The 15,873-nt window shown below is 74.8% G+C and carries 16 protein-coding genes; 10 read left to right on the plus strand and 6 right to left on the minus strand.

Features of this window, described 5'->3' with window-relative positions; translation table 11 throughout:
* Positions 1–6 precede the first annotated feature (6 nt).
* Both IE096_RS08855 and IE096_RS08860 read left to right on the plus strand, forming a co-directional pair.
* Complete coding sequence (locus IE096_RS08855) at positions 7–780, plus strand: SH3 domain-containing protein (protein ID WP_189450363.1); 774 nt, start codon at positions 7–9, stop codon at positions 778–780.
* On the plus strand, positions 780–1,784 hold the full coding sequence (locus IE096_RS08860) for a serine/threonine-protein kinase (RefSeq protein ID WP_189450365.1): 1,005 nt from the start codon (positions 780–782) through the stop codon (positions 1,782–1,784). The genes IE096_RS08855 and IE096_RS08860 overlap by 1 nt, the downstream gene beginning before the upstream one ends.
* On the opposite strand, the gene IE096_RS08865 is transcribed toward IE096_RS08860, so the two are convergent.
* Entirely contained in the window at positions 1,772–2,869 is a 1,098-nt protein-coding gene (locus tag IE096_RS08865) for a hypothetical protein (protein ID WP_189450367.1), read from the minus strand. The genes IE096_RS08860 and IE096_RS08865 overlap by 13 nt on opposite strands.
* 124 nt (positions 2,870–2,993) lie before the next feature.
* Positions 2,994–3,368: an RNA-binding S4 domain-containing protein gene (locus tag IE096_RS08870; RefSeq protein ID WP_229820058.1), complete on the minus strand. Its 375-nt coding sequence runs from the start codon at positions 3,366–3,368 to the stop codon at positions 2,994–2,996.
* 181 nt (positions 3,369–3,549) lie between these two features.
* On the opposite strand from IE096_RS08870, the gene IE096_RS08875 reads away from it, so the two are divergent.
* A complete protein-coding gene (locus IE096_RS08875; protein ID WP_189450371.1) occupies positions 3,550–4,095 on the plus strand; it encodes a hypothetical protein in 546 nt (181 codons plus the stop codon).
* 159 nt (positions 4,096–4,254) lie between these two features.
* On the opposite strand, the gene IE096_RS08880 is transcribed toward IE096_RS08875, so the two are convergent.
* The 3 genes from IE096_RS08880 to IE096_RS08890 all read right to left on the minus strand — a co-directional run bounded on the left by IE096_RS08880 (position 4,255) and on the right by IE096_RS08890 (position 7,325).
* Positions 4,255–4,722: a MarR family winged helix-turn-helix transcriptional regulator gene (locus IE096_RS08880; RefSeq protein ID WP_189450373.1), complete on the minus strand. Its 468-nt coding sequence runs from the start codon at positions 4,720–4,722 to the stop codon at positions 4,255–4,257.
* Between the two features lie 64 nt (positions 4,723–4,786).
* Positions 4,787–6,181: an MFS transporter gene (locus IE096_RS08885; protein ID WP_189450375.1), complete on the minus strand. Its 1,395-nt coding sequence runs from the start codon at positions 6,179–6,181 to the stop codon at positions 4,787–4,789.
* Positions 6,182–6,230: 49 nt separating this feature from the next.
* Complete coding sequence (locus IE096_RS08890; RefSeq protein ID WP_189450377.1) at positions 6,231–7,325, minus strand: PP2C family protein-serine/threonine phosphatase; 1,095 nt, start codon at positions 7,323–7,325, stop codon at positions 6,231–6,233.
* Between the two features lie 194 nt (positions 7,326–7,519).
* On the opposite strand from IE096_RS08890, the gene IE096_RS08895 reads away from it, so the two are divergent.
* From IE096_RS08895 to IE096_RS08905, 3 genes are all read left to right on the plus strand, one after another.
* The gene (locus tag IE096_RS08895; RefSeq protein WP_189450928.1) at positions 7,520–8,479 is read left to right on the plus strand and encodes a GlxA family transcriptional regulator; all 960 of its coding nucleotides are present in this window, start codon (positions 7,520–7,522) and stop codon (positions 8,477–8,479) included.
* Between the two features lie 88 nt (positions 8,480–8,567).
* Entirely contained in the window at positions 8,568–10,019 is a 1,452-nt protein-coding gene (gene pdxR / locus IE096_RS08900; protein ID WP_189450929.1) for a MocR-like pyridoxine biosynthesis transcription factor PdxR, read from the plus strand.
* 68 nt (positions 10,020–10,087) lie between these two features.
* Entirely contained in the window at positions 10,088–10,819 is a 732-nt protein-coding gene (locus IE096_RS08905; protein WP_189450379.1) for a B3/B4 domain-containing protein, read from the plus strand.
* Between the two features lie 226 nt (positions 10,820–11,045).
* Here IE096_RS08905 and IE096_RS08910 read toward each other — a convergent pair whose 3' ends face one another.
* A complete protein-coding gene (locus tag IE096_RS08910) occupies positions 11,046–12,422 on the minus strand; it encodes a helix-turn-helix domain-containing protein (RefSeq protein WP_189450381.1) in 1,377 nt (458 codons plus the stop codon).
* A 202-nt stretch (positions 12,423–12,624) separates the two neighbouring features.
* Between IE096_RS08910 and IE096_RS08915 the strand changes: the two genes are divergently transcribed.
* Genes IE096_RS08915 through IE096_RS08930 form a run of 4 tightly spaced genes read left to right on the plus strand, consistent with a single transcriptional unit; the run spans position 12,625 to position 15,865 of the window.
* A complete protein-coding gene (locus IE096_RS08915; RefSeq protein WP_189450383.1) occupies positions 12,625–13,626 on the plus strand; it encodes a Gfo/Idh/MocA family protein in 1,002 nt (333 codons plus the stop codon).
* Positions 13,623–14,876, plus strand: coding sequence for a DegT/DnrJ/EryC1/StrS family aminotransferase (locus IE096_RS08920; RefSeq protein WP_189450385.1), 1,254 nt, complete (start codon positions 13,623–13,625; stop codon positions 14,874–14,876). The genes IE096_RS08915 and IE096_RS08920 overlap by 4 nt, the downstream gene beginning before the upstream one ends.
* Positions 14,873–15,415 (plus strand): NUDIX hydrolase, encoded by a 543-nt coding sequence (locus IE096_RS08925; protein WP_308430327.1) that lies wholly within the window; start codon positions 14,873–14,875, stop codon positions 15,413–15,415. Before IE096_RS08920 ends, IE096_RS08925 begins: the two co-directional genes overlap by 4 nt.
* A 42-nt stretch (positions 15,416–15,457) precedes the next feature.
* On the plus strand, positions 15,458–15,865 hold the full coding sequence (locus IE096_RS08930; protein ID WP_189450387.1) for a YciI family protein: 408 nt from the start codon (positions 15,458–15,460) through the stop codon (positions 15,863–15,865).
* The last annotated feature ends 8 nt before the right edge of the window (positions 15,866–15,873 follow it).

The raw sequence follows: 15,873 nt of genomic DNA on the forward strand, positions 1-15,873 counted from the left end.
GCCGCCATGAGTACGGTCCCCCTGCCGTCCGGCGCGGCGCCGGACGTCCCCGGTTTCCAGCCGACCCACGTCGTGCCCAACGAGGGCCTGTCGACGTGGGCGACGCCCGACGCGGCCGTCCCCAGCGAGCCGCTGGACCCGCTGCTGCCGGTGCGGCTGCTGGACCGGCGCGGCGACTGGGGTCAGGTGCTGTGCTCCAACGGATGGTCGGCGTGGGTGGACGCCCGGCTGCTGGTCACCTTGCCGCAGCGGCCGCCCGGTACGGGCGGGGCGCTCGTCCGCACGGCGGACGCGCGCGAGCTGCTGGCCGGGGTGGAGGAGACGCTGGGGCGCTACCGCAGGGCGGTGGAGGACCTGACGGCGGGCCGGACGGACGGCGAGACGTTCCGGCTCACGACGCGGGGCCTGCGGATCGGGGTGGTCGTGGCGGGCGAGGAGATCTGGCTGTACGACGTGGCGCACGACCGCTGGTGCTACAGCGACGGCGCGACGATGACGACCGTCGCGGGCGGCGAACCGTCCCCGGACCGGAACGCGAGCGGTGGCCCGGCGTGGGCGAGCGACGCGAGCGCGGGCTCGACCCGCCTCGACACCGGCGGCCCCGCCGCCGGCTCAGGCCCCACCGGGCCCGGGGCGACGCGGCTGAACGGCGGGGGCGCGGGGCCCGCCGCCGACGGCGGAGACTCCGGAGCCACCCGGCTCGACGGCGGGGGCCCCGCTCCTTCCGGCCCCGGCGGCGGGGGCGGGCGCTCCCGGCCGTCTGACGGCGGGGACCGGTGATGGCCGGCGAGGGGGAGGCGCGGGCCGCGCGGCCCGATGTGTCGCTCGGGGCCGGGCCCGGGGGGCTGCTTGGGCATCAGATCGCGAGCTATCGCGTCGAGAGCGAGATCGGCCGCGGCGGCATGGCCGTCGTCTACCGCGCCACCGACCTCCGGCTCGACCGCACCGTCGCCCTCAAGCTCCTCGCCCCCGAGCTGGCCCGCAACGACACCTTCCGCCGCCGCTTCAGTCATGAGTCGAGGGTGGCCGCCGCCATCGACCACCCCCACATCGTGCCGGTGTTCGAGGCCGGTGAGGTGGAGGGCGTCCTCTACATCGCCATGCGCTACGTGCCCGGCCAGGACCTCCGGGCCCTCCTCGACCGCGAGGGACCGCTGTCGCTGTCCGTCACCGCCCGGATCGCCGGGCAGGTCGCCTCCGCCCTGGACGCCGCGCACGCCCACGACCTGGTCCACCGGGACGTCAAGCCCGGCAACATCCTGGTCGCCGAGGGCACCGACGCCGAGCACCCCGAGCACGTCTACCTCACCGACTTCGGGCTCACGAAGAAGTCCCTGTCGCTGACCGGCTACACGAGGGTGGGCCAGTTCGTCGGCACGCTGGACTACGTCGCGCCGGAGCAGATCTCCGGCAAGCCGGTGGACGGGCGGTGCGACGTCTACAGCCTGGCCTGCGTCGTCTTCGAGATGCTGACGGGGGCGCCGCCGTTCCGGCGCGAGGACGACATGGCGCTGCTGTGGGCCCATCAGTACGAGCCGCCCCCACGGCTCTCGGAGCTGCTGCCGGGGCTGCCCCCGGATGTCGACGACGTCCTGGCGACGGCGCTGGCCAAGGCACCGGACGACCGTTTCGACAGCTGTCTGCGGTTCGTGACGGCGCTGCGGCGCACGGGACGGGCCAGGCCGGCGCCGGAGGCGGCGGAGCCGCCGCCTCCCCCGCCGGACTGGGCGGCCGTGGTCTTCCCCGGCCCGGGTGCGGGCCAGGGCCCGGGTCAGCGTCCCTGAGGGATCGTGAAGGGCAACTGCTGGGAGTGGAAGGACGCGTCGCCGTTGCCGACGGAGAATCCCGCGTCCGCACGGGTCACGTCGCGCGGGGCCGTCCGGGCGACGGCGACCTTCAGCCGGTAGACGGCCGTCTCGCCGGGGGCGAGGACGCGCTTGCCGGTGGTGGGCAGCAGGGCGGCGCTCATGCCGGGGTCGCAGCCGCCCGCGACCAGCGGGACGCCCACCCAGCCGCGGTCCGAGCGGTACTGGGACAGCGTCAGGTCCTTGGGCGTCAGGACGTGCGAGCCGCCCGCGCCGTAGGCGAAGTACGAGCCGTTCAGGGCCGGGTAGGCCCGGTCGGTGGTGTTCTTCACGGTGACCGTGACGACGCGCCCCGTCCCGCCGCGCCGCAGGGTGGCGCCCCGGTCCCATCCGGTCACGGTGACCTGCGGCCGGGTGGCCTCGGCGGTACGGGCGGGGGCGCGGTAGGTGTGGCCCCGGCCGTCGTCGAGGGAGGCGGCGACCGTGAGGGTGCCGGGCCGGTCGAGGTCCTGGAGCCGCAGGGCGATGCCCACCGGGTGCTCGGCGCTCGCGTCCGGCGCGGTCACCGGGAAGGTGAGGACGCCTCGGGTGGGGAAGGATTCCGAGCTCGGCTTGGTGTCCAGGTCGACCCAGCGGCGGTCGCGCGGCTCGTAGCGCTGCACCGTCAGGGAGTCGGTGCTGAAACCCTTGCTGGCGACGTCCAGCCGGACCGTGCCCTTGGTGACGGGCGTGCGCAGGGTGACACCGGATTCCGACCACAGCCCGATGGGCAACTGGCCAGGCATGCCGTACGCGAGGCTCTGCGCGGCCGTCCCGGTGAGGGCCGGCACGGGCGCCGGCTGGTGCGCGGCGGCCCACGCGGGCGCGGCGCTCGCGGCACCGGCCCGGTCCGGGGTGTCGCAGCCGGCCTTGGCCGGGGCGGCGCCCCCGGCCGGCGTGGCGGCGGCCTGGCCCGGCGCCGCCGCGCCCATGACGAGCGCCAGGCCGGCGGCCAGCGCGGCCGCCGTTCTGACCGTGGCCTTCCGTGCCGCCGACGACCGCCGCTGCGCGACCTTGAATGTCATGTACCGCCCCCCGCGATGTGGGTGTGTATCCCGTGCTCGACGTACGTGTGTACGCGTCCGGCCTCAGAGAGGGCCGTCCACAGCTGATGGTTCCCCACGGGGAACGGAAATCCCACGTTTTCCGTCAGTGGCCGCGCAGCTGCTCCATTTCGCGCCGGTCGCGCTTGGTCGGCCGGCCCGCGCCCCGGTCGCGGACACCGGCGGGGGCGACGGCCTCGCGCGGCGGGGGCGGCGGGCTGTTGTCCTCGTAGCACTCGACCGCGACGGGCGCGCCGACGCGCTTGCGGATCAGGCGCTTGACGACCACGACCCGTTCCCGGCCCTCCTGGCGCACCCGCACCTCGTCCCCGGGCCGGACGGTCTGGGCGGGCTTGGCCCGCTCGTCGTTGAGCCGGACGTGCCCGGCGCGGCAGGCCGCGGCGGCGGCCGAGCGTGTCTTGGCGAGCCGTACGGACCAGATCCAGGCGTCGATCCGTACCGCCCCTCCCTCTGTCTCCATGTGCGTAAGCCTAGGGGACCCCACCGACATGGCCGATTACCGTCGGCGCCACCCGGCCCGGCCCGGGAGTCCGTTGACTTCTGCACCTTCCCGTGCGACTGATGTCGTGTTCACATCAACCCCGCTCTTCGCAGCCGGCGGTGGCCGCGAGTGCCGCTCCCGGCCGGAAGGGAGTACGGCGATGAACACATCCACCATCGGCAACCGGCACCGCGGGCGCGCAGCGGCCGCCGCGGCCTTCGTGGCCGCCCTGGCGAGCGCGGGCCTCGGACTGGGCGCGCCGTCCGCCGCCGCGGACACGGTGTCCGTCAGCTACACCTGCACCGGACCGGGCGCCCCCAGCGACGTCCAGTCGCTGCAGGTCACCGTGACCGCTCCGGCGAGCGTCCCGCAGGGCGGCACGGCGGACCTCACCGTCGAGGCCAGCACCCAGCTGAAGGTGCCGATCAGCGTCCCCGCGCGGGCCGTCACCGGGGAACTCGACCTGACCCTCGGCGGCGCCGCGTCCGGCACCGTGACGGCCACCGGCTTCACCAACCCCGACCCGGTGCCGAGCGGTTCGGGCGTGACCCTCACCGGCGGCACGGCCTCCGTCAAGCTCGACAGCGCGGGCACCACGACCTTCAGCCCCGGCACGGCGAAGGTGCACGTCTTCGGTGTGACGGTGGAGTGCGCGGTCTCCGGCAGCGCGCCCGTGGCGGCGAGCACGCAGGTGACGACCGAATAGCCCGCACGGTCCGGCCCGGTCCGGCACGGGTCGCCTCGCGCGCCGGGCGGTCACGCCGCCGTCCGGCGCCCGCCGGCCGACAAGGCGCTGGTCGGGCGAAAAGGCACCGGCCCGCCGCCGGTGCCGGCCCGGGTGCGCCGCGCCCGTCCCGCGCGCGGTTCAGTCGTCCTCGGCCAGGCGCGCGAGGAGGCCGAGCGCCTCGACGACCACGGCCTGTTCGCGCTCGTCCAGGCGCTCCGCCAGGGCCCGGGCGATCCAGCCCTCGCGCTCCCGGCGGACCTCGGCCAGCCGGAGGCGGCCCTGGTCGGTGAGGGACATGATGGCCTGGCGGCGGTCGCTGGGGTGCGGGGAGCGCTCGACGAGGCCGGCCTCCTCCAGAGCGGCGAGGGTCGCGCCCATCGACTGCGGGCGCACGCGCTCGGCGCGGGCCAGAGCCACGGTGGTGGCGGGCCCCTCGCGGTCGAGCCTGCTGAGGGCGGCGGCCTGCGAAAGCGTCACGTCCGTGCCCTCGGAGGCCGCGCGCAGACGCCGCATCAACTGCCCGGTGAGCACGCGGAGCCGGGCGGCCGCCTCGGTCAGTTCGGCGGACGGGGCGGGGGCGGCGGTGGGCTGCTCTCGGTCCTTCATCAAGCAAGGGTACCTTTCGAACGGCCGGCGGTCCGGGGCCGGGACGAACCGGTCCGGGCGGACCTCACCCCGCGTCGCCCGGGCCGCGCGGCAGGTCGCGGTCCGCCAGGGTCGCCACCAGCAGGAGCACGCTCAGCGCGCCCAGGACGAGGGCGAGGGCGTGGAGCCCGGACGTGGTGGCGCGGTCCCCGTAGAACAGGCCGATCAGGCTGGAGGCGGCGATGGCGCCCGTGTACTGCGCGGTGCGGAAGAGGCCGGCGGCGGTGCCCGTCTGCTCGGCGGGGGCCTGGGCGTACAGGGCGGTCTGATTGCCCACGGCGTTCAGCCCGTTGGGCAGCCCGAAGAGGGCGCCGAGGACGACGAGGAGCACCACGGGGCTGTCCGGCCCGGCGCACAGCAGGACCCCGGTGGCCACCACCATCGCGCCGGTGCCCAGCAGCAGCGGGCCGCGCACCCGCTTGCGGCGCGAGCCCAGCCAGGAGGCCACGGCCGCCACCACCGACATCGGCAGCATCAGCAGCCCCGCGGTCGTCGTCGAGCGGCCCGCCGACTCCTCCAGCCATTGCGCATAGCCGTAGAGGACGCAGTAGAGGACGAGGAAGGCCGTGGCGTAGCGGGCGTAGGTGCGCACCAGGGGGCGGTTGGCCGCCAGCATCCGCAGGTCGAGGAAGGGGCGGCGGGCGCGGAGCTCCCAGGCGACGAGCGCCGTGGCGAGGGCGCCGCCCAGGACGAGCAGGGACCACCGGGGGTGGTCGAGGCGCATCAGGAAGAGCACGGCGGGCAGGGTGACCCCGGCGAACAGGGTGGCGCCCAGCGGGTCGAGGGCCGTCCAGGCGGACTCCCGTCCGCCGGCCGGGCGCGGGGCGTCCCGGGGCAGCCAGGCGAGGGTGAGCAGGAGGCCCACCACAGCGAGCGGGACGTTGACGACGAAGATGGCGCGCCATCCGGCGAGTCCGGTCAGCAGCCCGCCGAGGGCCGGGCCGACCGCCGCGCTGGCGAGGCCGGCGATGGTGAGGGCGCCGAGGACGCCGCCCGGCGGTTCCCGCCGCAGGCGGGCGGACTGGGCGCGGATCATGGCCATCGCGGCGGGGTAGGCGGCCGAGGTCCCCACCCCCAGGGCCACCCGCACCGCGACCAGCTGCCCCAGCGAGCCCGCCCGGAGCGCGGCGAGCCCGGCCAGGGCCACCAGGACCAGCCCGGCCGCGTAGACGCGGCGGGGACCGAACCGGTCGGCGACCTTGCCCATCGCGGGCTGGGCGACGGCGCTGGCCGCGTAGAGGCCGGAGACCAGCCAGGCGGTGCCGGCCGCGCCCGTGCCCAGCGCGCGGCCGATGGGAACGAGGGCTGTGGAGATCATGGTCGAGTTGACCGGGTTGAGCATCGACCCGATGACGATCGGCACCACGAAGCGGGGGCCGAAGCCTATGGATCCGGGTGGCCCGGACGGGGAAGGCGACATATAGGAAGGCTAACTTCCCAGAAGGTCACCTTGCAAGGTTGCCTTTCTATTATCGTTTTTCCCTACGGACGATCAGCAGCGCGGCGTCGTCCGCCAGCGCACCCCCCGTGTAGTCCCGCAGATCGGCCATGATCCGGTCCGCCAGCTGTCCCGGCGTCAGGTCCGGCAGCGCCGCCAGCCGCTCGCCCAGCGGGTAGAACGTGCCGGTCGCGTCGCGGGCCTCCGTCACCCCGTCCGTGTAGAGCACGAGCGTGTCGCCCGGCGCGAAGGGGGTGCGCAGGAGGTGGTACGGGCCCGGGTCCAGCTGCCGGAGCGCCAGCGGCGGGTCGGGCGTGGGCGACTGGATCTCGGTCACCTCGCCCGCGCGCCACAGCAGCGGCGGCAGGTGCCCGCAGTCGACCAGCTCCGCCGCGCCGTCCCCCACCGGCACCCCCACGAGCACGGCCGTCACGAACTCCTCCCCGGCCCCGCGCCGGACGACGGTGGCGTCCAGCCGCCGGGCGACCCCGTCGAGCCCCGGCTCGACCTGGGCGGCCTCCCGGAAGGTGCCGAGGACGTCGGCGGCGGTCTCCACGGCGGCCAGCCCCTTGCCCCGTACGTCGCCGAGCAGCAGCCGCGTCCCGTACGGGGTGCCCAGCACCTCGTACAGATCGCCGCCCACCCGCGCCTCGGCCGCCGCCGAGGCGTAGCGCACCGCGATCCGCAGGCCGCCGATCCGCTCCGGCGCGGGGCGCAGCAGGGCGCGCTGGGCGGCCTCGGCGATCGAGCGGGACTGCAGCAGCTGGCGCTCGCGGGTCGAGACGAGGACGACGTTGGCGGTGGAGACGCAGGTGATGGCCAGGACGGTGGCCCCGGCCGTGAGGTGGACGGGCAGGGCGACGCCGGGGTCGGCGAGGGCCAGCGGGGCGACGAGCAGCAGCGCGATCAGCCCGGTCGCCAGGGGGACGCGGGCGCTGCGGGTGCCGAGGCTGGCGAGCGCGGGGGCGGTGGCCAGCACCGGGGAGAAGGTCAGCGAGGGGTTGGTGGCGAGGTCCAGCGCGACGGCGGCGGCGAGCAGCACATAGGCCGCCACGACGAGCGGGCGCACACCGCGGGGCAGGGGCGGGGCCGCCCCGGGCACCTCGGGGCCGGGGTCTCGCTTCATGGCTGTCTTCCACCCTAGGGGCCGGGCGGGGCGCCGCAACCGCTGGGACGGCCGTGACCGGCCCGGGGCCACCGCCCATGGCACAGTGCGCCTTATGACCCGAAAAAAGGCCATTGCTCCATAAAGGTGATCGTTGACCCGTTCGGCCGTGCGCCCCCGGGGCGGCGCTCGATGATGGGCCCGTGAGCGGCAAGGTGGTGACGCGCGACGTCCTGATCGTCGTGTACGACGGAGTGCAATTGCTGGACGTCGCGGGGCCCTTGGACGTCCTCGACCGGGCCGGCGGCGAGGGGGACGGCGGCTACCGGGTGCGCCTGGCCTCGCTGGGCGGCCGGTCCGTGTTCACCTCCGCCGAGGCGCAGTTGGGCGTCTCGGCGGACCTGACCCGGATCCGCAAACCGCCGGACACCCTGATGGTGGCCGGCGGCCGGGGCTACGCCGCCGCCGCGTCGGACCGCGAACTGGTCCGGCACGTACGGCGGCTCGCCACCGGGGCGCGGCGGACGGGCTCGGTGTGCACGGGCGCGTTCGTCCTGGCCGAGGCCGGTCTGCTGGACGGGCGGCGGGCCACCACCCACTGGGCGTTCTGCTCCGAACTGGCCGCCGGCTACCCGGCCGTGTCGGTCGAGCCGGACGCCATCTTCGTCCGTGACGGCGCGGTCGTGACCTCGGCGGGGGTGACGGCGGGGATCGACCTCACCCTGGCGCTGCTGGAGGACGACCTCGGCCCGGAGGCGGCCCGTGCCGTCGCCAAGTTCCTGGTGGTCTTCATACAGCGCCCCGGCGGCCAGTCCCAGTTCAGCACCTGGACGCGTGGCGACCCGCCGCGCGGGGGCGCCCTGCGCGAGCTGGTCGAGGACATCGACGCCCACCCGGCGGGCGACCGGTCGGTGCCCACGCTCGCCGCGCGGCTGGGCATGAGCCGGCGCCACTTCAGCAGGCTGTTCAGCCAGCAGGTGGGGACCAGCCCCGGCGCGTACGTGGAACGGGCCCGGGTCGCGGCGGCGCGGGCCCTGCTGGAGAGCACGCCGGACAGCGTCGACGCCATCGCCGGGCAGTGCGGCTTCGGCACGGTCGAGACGATGCGCCGCGCGTTCGTCCGCGAGACGGGGGTGTCCCCGGCCGCGTACCGCGACCGCTTCCGCAGGGTCTGAACCCCTCGCGCGATGCCACCGCCGGCCGTCGGCCCATGCCGGGGATCTCGCGGATGATCACCCGTGGTGCAATTCACGAGTGAACGCGATGGTCAATTCCGCTGGTCCCGCCGCTGATCCCACCCGTGGGACGACCCTGGGCGGCCCCGGCGGCGATCTCCACCTGGAGCTGCCGGACGGCCCCGGCGGGCGGCGCGGCGCGCTGATCCGGGCCCTGCGCGACGCCGTCCGCACGGGCCGGCTGACGCCCGGCACCCGGCTCCCGCCCTACCGCTCCCTCGCCGCCGACCTGGGCCTGGCCCGCAACACCGTCGCCGACGCGTACGCCGAACTCGTCGCCGAGGGCTGGCTCACCGCCCGGCAGGGCTCCGGCACCCGGGTCGCCCACCGGGCGGAACCGCCCCGCGCCGAGCGCCTCCACCGCCCCACCGACCCCACCCCGCCCCGCGGCCCCGTCCACGATCTGGTGCAGGGCACCCCCGACGCGTCCTGCTTCCCCCGCACCGCCTGGGTCGCCGCCACCCGCCGCGCCCTGACGGCCGCGCCCAGCGAGGCCTTCGGGCCCGGCGACCCCCGGGGCCGCCCCGAGCTGCGCCACGCCCTGGCCGACTACCTCGCACGGGCGCGCGGCGTACGGGCCGACCCCGAACGCGTGGTCGTCTGCGGCGGCTTCGCCAACGCCCTGCGGCTGCTGGGCCGGGTGCTGGAGGGGACGGTCGCCGTGGAGTCGTACGGGCTCGGCTTCCACCGCGGCCTCCTCACCGAGGCCGGGCTGCGGACGGTCACCCTGCCCATCGACGAACACGGGGCGCGGGTCGACGTGCTGCCCGCCACCGGCGTGAGCGCGGCCCTGCTCACCCCCGCCCACCAGTTCCCGACCGGCGGCCCCCTGCATCCCGGGCGACGGGTCGCGCTCGTCGACTGGGCGCGGAGATCGGGCGGGCTGGTACTGGAGGACGACTACGACGGCGAGTTCCGCTACGACCGCCGGCCCGTGGGTGCGGTCCAGAGCCTCGACCCGGAGCGGGTCGTCTACCTCGGCACGGCCAGCAAGAGCCTCTCCCCCGCGCTGCGGGTGGGGTGGATGGTGCTGCCGGGGCACCTCGTGGACGCGGTACTGGGGGCGAAGGGCGAGCGGGAGTCCTGGACGAGCGCGCTGGAGCAGCTGACCCTCGCCGAGTTCATCGCCTCGGGCGCCTACGACCGCCACGTCCGCCGGATGCGGCGCCACTACCGGCGGCGCCGCGACCGGCTCGTCGCGGCCCTCGCCGAATCCGCCCCGCACGTCCGGGTCACCGGGATCGCGGCCGGGCTGCACGCGGTGCTGGAGCTCCCGCCGGGCACGGAGCGGGCCGTCGTCGGGGCCGCCGCCCGGCGGGGGCTGGCCGTGGAGGGGCTCGGGACCTACCGGTACGGGGAGGCGGCCGGGGTGCCGGGTGACGGCCTGGTCGTGGGGTACGGCACTCCGCCCGAGCACGCCTTCACGGGCGCGCTGGAGGCCCTGTGCGGGGCGCTGCCACCGGCGGGCGGGGTACAGTAAAAAGCACCCTTTGGTTCATGATGTTGCCCTGAAGGGTCCGAGGAACCGTACCGACCCGAGGAGCAGGCATGACCACCGGCACCGGCACCGTCGACACCGCCGACATCGGGACCTGGCTCGAGGCCGTGGCCGTCGACCCCGCCGTACGGGAGCTGCGGCCCGACTACCGGGCCCTGGTCGTCGTCGCCGAGGGCCTCGTGCCCGGCCCGAGCGACGACGCCAGCGAGAAGCTGCTCGCCGGGGCGGAGGAGACCGCCCGCGAGTGGCTCGCGCACACCGCCCCGGAGGACCACCCGCACCTGGCCGCCTGGCGCGAGGCGTTCCGCGCCTTCGGCGCCAAGCCGCAGCGCACCCGCCCCAGCGCGGAGGCGCTGCTGCGCCGCGTGCCCGCCGGGCTGCCCCGGGTGGACCGGCTGACCGACATCTACAACGCGATCTCGGTCGCCCACGTCCTGCCGCTGGGCGGCGAGGACCTCGACCACTACCGGGGCCCGGCCCGGCTGGTCCGCGCCACGGGCGACGAGCCGTTCGAGACGACGGGCGGCGGCGAGAGCGTGACCGAGCACTGCCCGCCCGGCGAGGTGGTCTGGCGCGACGACGCCGGGGTCACCTGCCGCCGCTGGAACTGGCGCCAGTGCGCCCGCACCCGGCTGACCCTCACCACCACCCGAGCGGTCTTCATCCTCGACGCCCTCGGCCCCCTCGACGACCCGTCCCTGACGGCCGCCGGGGACGCGCTGGTGACGGCGCTCGGGGAGAGCAGCCCGGGGGCGAGGCTGGCCTCACGGCTGGTCCGGTAGGGCGGGTACCGTCGCCTCTCGCGGACCGGCGCTGTCAGACCCGCCACCGCCGAACGAGGCACTGGGAGTCGCCGACAAGGCGGGAGTGCCTCTCGGCCGACGAGGCCAGCGAGCACGAGATGCTGATGGATCTGCTCCGGCGGGTCGCCGCCCACCTCGACGCCCTGGCGGCCGAAACGCCCCGGTAGCAGTCGTCGGCGGCGTTCTCCCCGCGAGGTGGTGGCCATCAGACGAGGACGCCGACGCGGGCGGCGAGCCCGCGTAGTTCCGTGGTCGTCCGCCCGGAGAGCAGTAGCCCGGAGACCAACGACTTCACCGCCGGGCGAGCGTGGGTCTCCTCGGGGGCGTGATGCTCGGCGGCCAGGAGTGCACGGATGCAGTCGTCCCGGCGGTTCCAGCGGGCGAAGGCGGTGGCGACGTCGGTGTAGTAGCGGGCGCGGCGCTCGGTGCTGGGCAGGCTCCCGGGCGCCACCGCCTTGGCCGCGGCGAGCGCGGCCGCCGGGTCGCCGGCGGAGTTCTCCGCGGACACCAAGTGCAGCTGAACGGTGGTGGGGCCGAATCCGCCGCCGTGGTCCCGCAGCAACGTCGCCTTGCCCAGCTCCTCGGCGATGGCGGCGGCTTCGCCGGTCAACTCCCGCATGCCCGCGGCGTCACCGGCACGGGCGGCGGTGTAAGCGGCGGACTGGATCAGCAGGCCCCGCTGCGCCGCGAGGACCGGAGCGCCGCCACGCAGACGGGGATCGTCGGCGGCGGTGAGCGCAAGGGAAAGGGCCTGCTCGTGCCAGTCGGCCTTGCGGGCGAGTACGGCGAGCTGCCGCGCGGCCTCGGCGGCCAGCAGGGCATCGTCGGCGGCTTCGGCGGCCTGGCGGGCACGGTCCGCGGCCATCCAGCCGAGCTGCTGTTCGTCCAGCTTGATCAGCATGCGTGTGGCCAGCAGGTAGCTGTGTGCCAGCAGTCCGTCGTCCTCTGCCGCCCGGGCGTGCGCGGCGCTCAGGAGCCGGGGCAGGCGGATCGCAAGACTGCTGTAGGCGCAGGCGCGGAAGTCGGTGAAGGCACGGGCCAGGTCGGTGCGCAGGACCGTGACCGATGGCACGGCGGTGTCGGTATGGAGACCCAGCATGGCGTCGCGGACGCGCGCGACCAGGGCCTCTCCAGTAACGGCTCCAGCGGCGGGTGTCTTGCCGGTGGGCGGGATCGGGGCGCCGACGGCCGCGGCAGCGGTGACCGCGAGATGGGCGAGCAACTGCCTGCGCCGCACCGGATCCTCCCCGTCTCCTCGACGAGCCGTCCCCGCCAGCCTAGGGGCTGGCAGGCGCGGGTAGGCGGTAGTCCGCACGACCGCGCGCCCGTGCCGGATCTCGGGTGGGTCGGTCAGCCCCAGGGCCTGCGCCGGGATACCGAGCGCTCCGGCGAAACGCCGCAGCACGGTGATGTCCGTCAGCGGTGAAATGCCCCGTTCGTAGCGGGATACCTGGGCGGCGGAGTACCCGGTCAGTTCGCCGAGCTGGGCCAAGGTCAGCCCGTGTTTTTTACGCGTCAGCCGGACCAGCTTCCCGGAATTTCCGTCCGTCGCCGGTGCTGGCCGTGCTGGGACCGCGTGCATATCCGTCCCCCGTTCGCCGGGAGTGCGCCGCGGCAACCGTAGCGGTACCGGCCGTCCGGGGACAGGGGCTTTGCACCGGATGCAAACGGCTTTGCGGCTCACGGCTACGCCCCTGACGCCGCGTTGCCGGTCGCGGTGTCCTCGAAGGGCGGGCGGCCCGGACGGCGGGCCACCGCCGCGCGTCCGAAGGGGGACATGAGCGATGACCGTACGCAAGAGGGCGGTTGTGGTGGGGCTCGGTGGCCAGGCCACCGGAGACCATCTTCCCGGCCTGGCCGAGTGCCGCCTCGCCGAGCTCGTCGGCGTCTGCGACGTCGACCCCGATCGGATCGCCCTCGTGGCCGACAGGCACCACGTGCCAGGCTTCACCGACATCGAGCAACTGCTGAAGTCGGTGCGGCCGGACTTCGTCATCATCGCGGTCCCGCACCACTCCGGCCGGGAGGTCGTCAAGGCGTGCGCCGGGGCGGGGGTGCACGTGCTGAAGGAGAAGCCGTTCGCCACCGACCCGCACGAGGCCGCAGACCTGGCCATGCTGTGCGAGAAGGCAGAGATCGAGCTGATGGTCACCGTCCAGCGCCGCTTCCACCCCGTCTACGCGGGCGCGCTCGCCCTGCTGGAGCGGATCGGCGACCCGTACCTGGTCGAGGGCCGGTACACGTTCCACTGCCCGGACCCGGCCGCCGGTTGGCGTGGTCGCGCCGAGCTCGCCGGGGGCGGGGCTCTGGCGGACATGGGCTACCACCTCGTCGACCTGCTCCTGTGGTACCTCGGTCTGCCCGACCGCGTCCTCGCCGGCATCTCGACCGCCGCGGCGCCGGAGAGCGAGTACGACGCGGAGGACACCGCCCTGGTGCACGTCGCGTACGACCGTGGGCTGTACGGGTCGCTGTTGGTCTCCCGCTCGACCGGTCCGAAGACCGAGCACCTGGCCATCACCGGCCCCCACGGCACCCTCGCCATCGAGCGCGGCACCGCGCGCCTCCTCGCCCCCGGTGGTCAAGTCGTGGAGTCGCTGCTGCGGGAGCCCGCCTGGCCCTGCCCTCCCGCCACCGTGATCGACCGCTTCTGCCGAGTGCTCGACGGCACCGCCACCAACCCGTCGGGCCCGGCCGAGCACCTGCCGCATGCCGCGTTCCTGGCCGCCGCCTACGCCTCCACGGCCACCAACCAGCCCGCCGACCCCAAGGAGTACCTGCCATGAACGACTCCACTCTGGCCCTGCTCGGCGGCGCCCCGGCCATCACAGCCTCGGGCCCGCACTTCGCCTGGCCGCCGATCACCGAGGCCGACCGCCGGGCGGTGGCCCGCCAGTTGGAGACGGCCGTCTCGATCCCGGATCGCTCCGGCGTCGTCGCCGACCTGGAGGACGCCCTCGCCTCCTACCTCGGCGTCCGGCACGTGGTGACCACCTGCACGGGGACAGCGGCGCTGCACTCGTTGTACGCGGCCGTCGGCATCGGCCCCGGCGACGAGGTCATCATCCCGGCGCTCACCTTCCACGCCACCGCCACCCCCTTGTTCCACCTCGGCGCCCATCCCGTTCTCGCCGACGTGGACGAGCGCGGCCGACTCGATCCGGAGGAGGCAGCACGCCGTATCACCGACCGGACGAAGGCGGTGGTGGCTGTGCACCTGTGGGGGCTGCCGGAGGACATGGACGCGTTGACCTCGTTCGCCGATGAGCACGAGCTAATGCTGCTGGAAGACGGCTCACACGCCCACGGCGCCATCTGGAATCGCCAGATGGTGGGCACCTTCGGTACCGCTTCGGCGTTCAGCCTCAACGGGCCCAAGCCGTTGTCCGCCGGCGAGGGCGGCTTCGTCGCCACCGACGACACCGAGCTGTACTACCGGGTACTGCTGCACGGCCAGTACAACAAGCGCTGCCGCCGCGAGATCCCCGCCGACCACCCACTCGCGCGCTTCGCCGTCACCGGCATGGGCCTGAAGCTGCGTATCCACCCCTTGGCCGCCGCGCTCGCCCGCGCCCAGCTCACTCGTCTGGAGGACCACCTCGCCGGGCGTCAGGCGGTCGCGCGCCGGATGTGCGCCGCGCTGGACGGCGTCCCCGGCATCAGCGTTCCCGACCTGCCGGCGGTGACGCGGCCGTCGTGGTACGCGCTGCCACTGCGCTACGAGCCGGCCGAACTCGACGGCCTGCCGATCGAGAGGTTCCTCGACGCCCTCCACGCCGAAGGCGCCACCGAGGCCGACCGCCCCGGCTCCACCTGCCCGTTGCACGCCCATCCGCTCTTCCGTACCCCGGGCGCCCTGCTGCCTGGCTACGCTGACGGCCACGGCCTGCCCGCCGACGGCTTCCCGGCGGCGGAGCACGTGCATGCCACGACGCTGAAGCTGCCGGTGTGGCATCACGAGGGCGACGTTCGCCTCGCCGACGCCTACACCGCCGCCATCACCAAAGTCGCCACTCACGCGAAGGACCTCACGTGACCTTCTCCACCGTCAACCCTGGCCTTCTGGACGACCTCGCCCGTACCGCCGCACAGGACAGCATCGAGAAGACCGTCGTCGGCGCTGTCATCACCGACCCGGACGACAGGGTGCTGCTGCTGCACCGGCCTGCCGACGACTACCTGGGCGGCCTGTGGGAACTGCCCTCGGGAGGTGTCGAGCCCGGCGAGAGCCTGACCGAGGCCCTGCGGCGCGAGGTCACCGAGGAGACCGGCCTGATCGTGACAGCGGTCGAAGACTACCTGGGGCACTTCGACTACCGCTCCGGCTCCGGCCGCCGCACCCGGCAGTTCAACTTCACCGCCGCGGTCACCGGGCAGACCGTCAGGCTCACCGAGCATGACGCGCACCTGTGGGCCGGTGACGGCCGGCAGAGCCAGGTCTCCAGCGCCGTCCAGGCCATCCTGGACACCTGGCGCCGGCATACGGCCGGGCGTACGCCGCTACGGCGAGGGCACAGCGAAAAAATTCCGCACGGCGATGTCGAGAACCCGCGTCCGGCTCCGTCCCCGGGGTGAACGCGACCACAATGGGTCGCACCCGCACCGAGGAGAACCACCATGGCGAAGTACCTGCTGCTGAAGCACTACCGCGGCGCCCCGGATCCGGTGAACAACGTGCCGATGGACCAGTGGACGCCCGAGGAGATCTCGGACCACATGCGGTACATGAACGACTTCGCGGCCCGGCTGGAGAAGACCGGCGAGTTCGTCGACGGTCAGGCGCTCGCCCCCGAGGGGGCGTGGGTCCGCTACGACGGCGAGGGGCGCCCGCCGGTCACCGACGGGCCGTTCGCCGAGACCAAGGACCTCATCGCCGGGTGGATGGTGATCGACGTCGACAGCTACGAACGCGCCGTCCAGCTGGCCGGGGAGCTGTCGGCCGCCCCCGGGGCGGGCGGCAAGCCGATCCACGAGTGGCTGGAGGTGCGCCCGTTCCTGGCCTGCCCGCCCACCATCACCGAGTGACCTCACCC

It is taken from the genome of Streptomyces abikoensis (assembly GCF_014648775.1).
Classification (GTDB): Bacteria; Actinomycetota; Actinomycetes; order Streptomycetales; family Streptomycetaceae; genus Streptomyces; species Streptomyces abikoensis.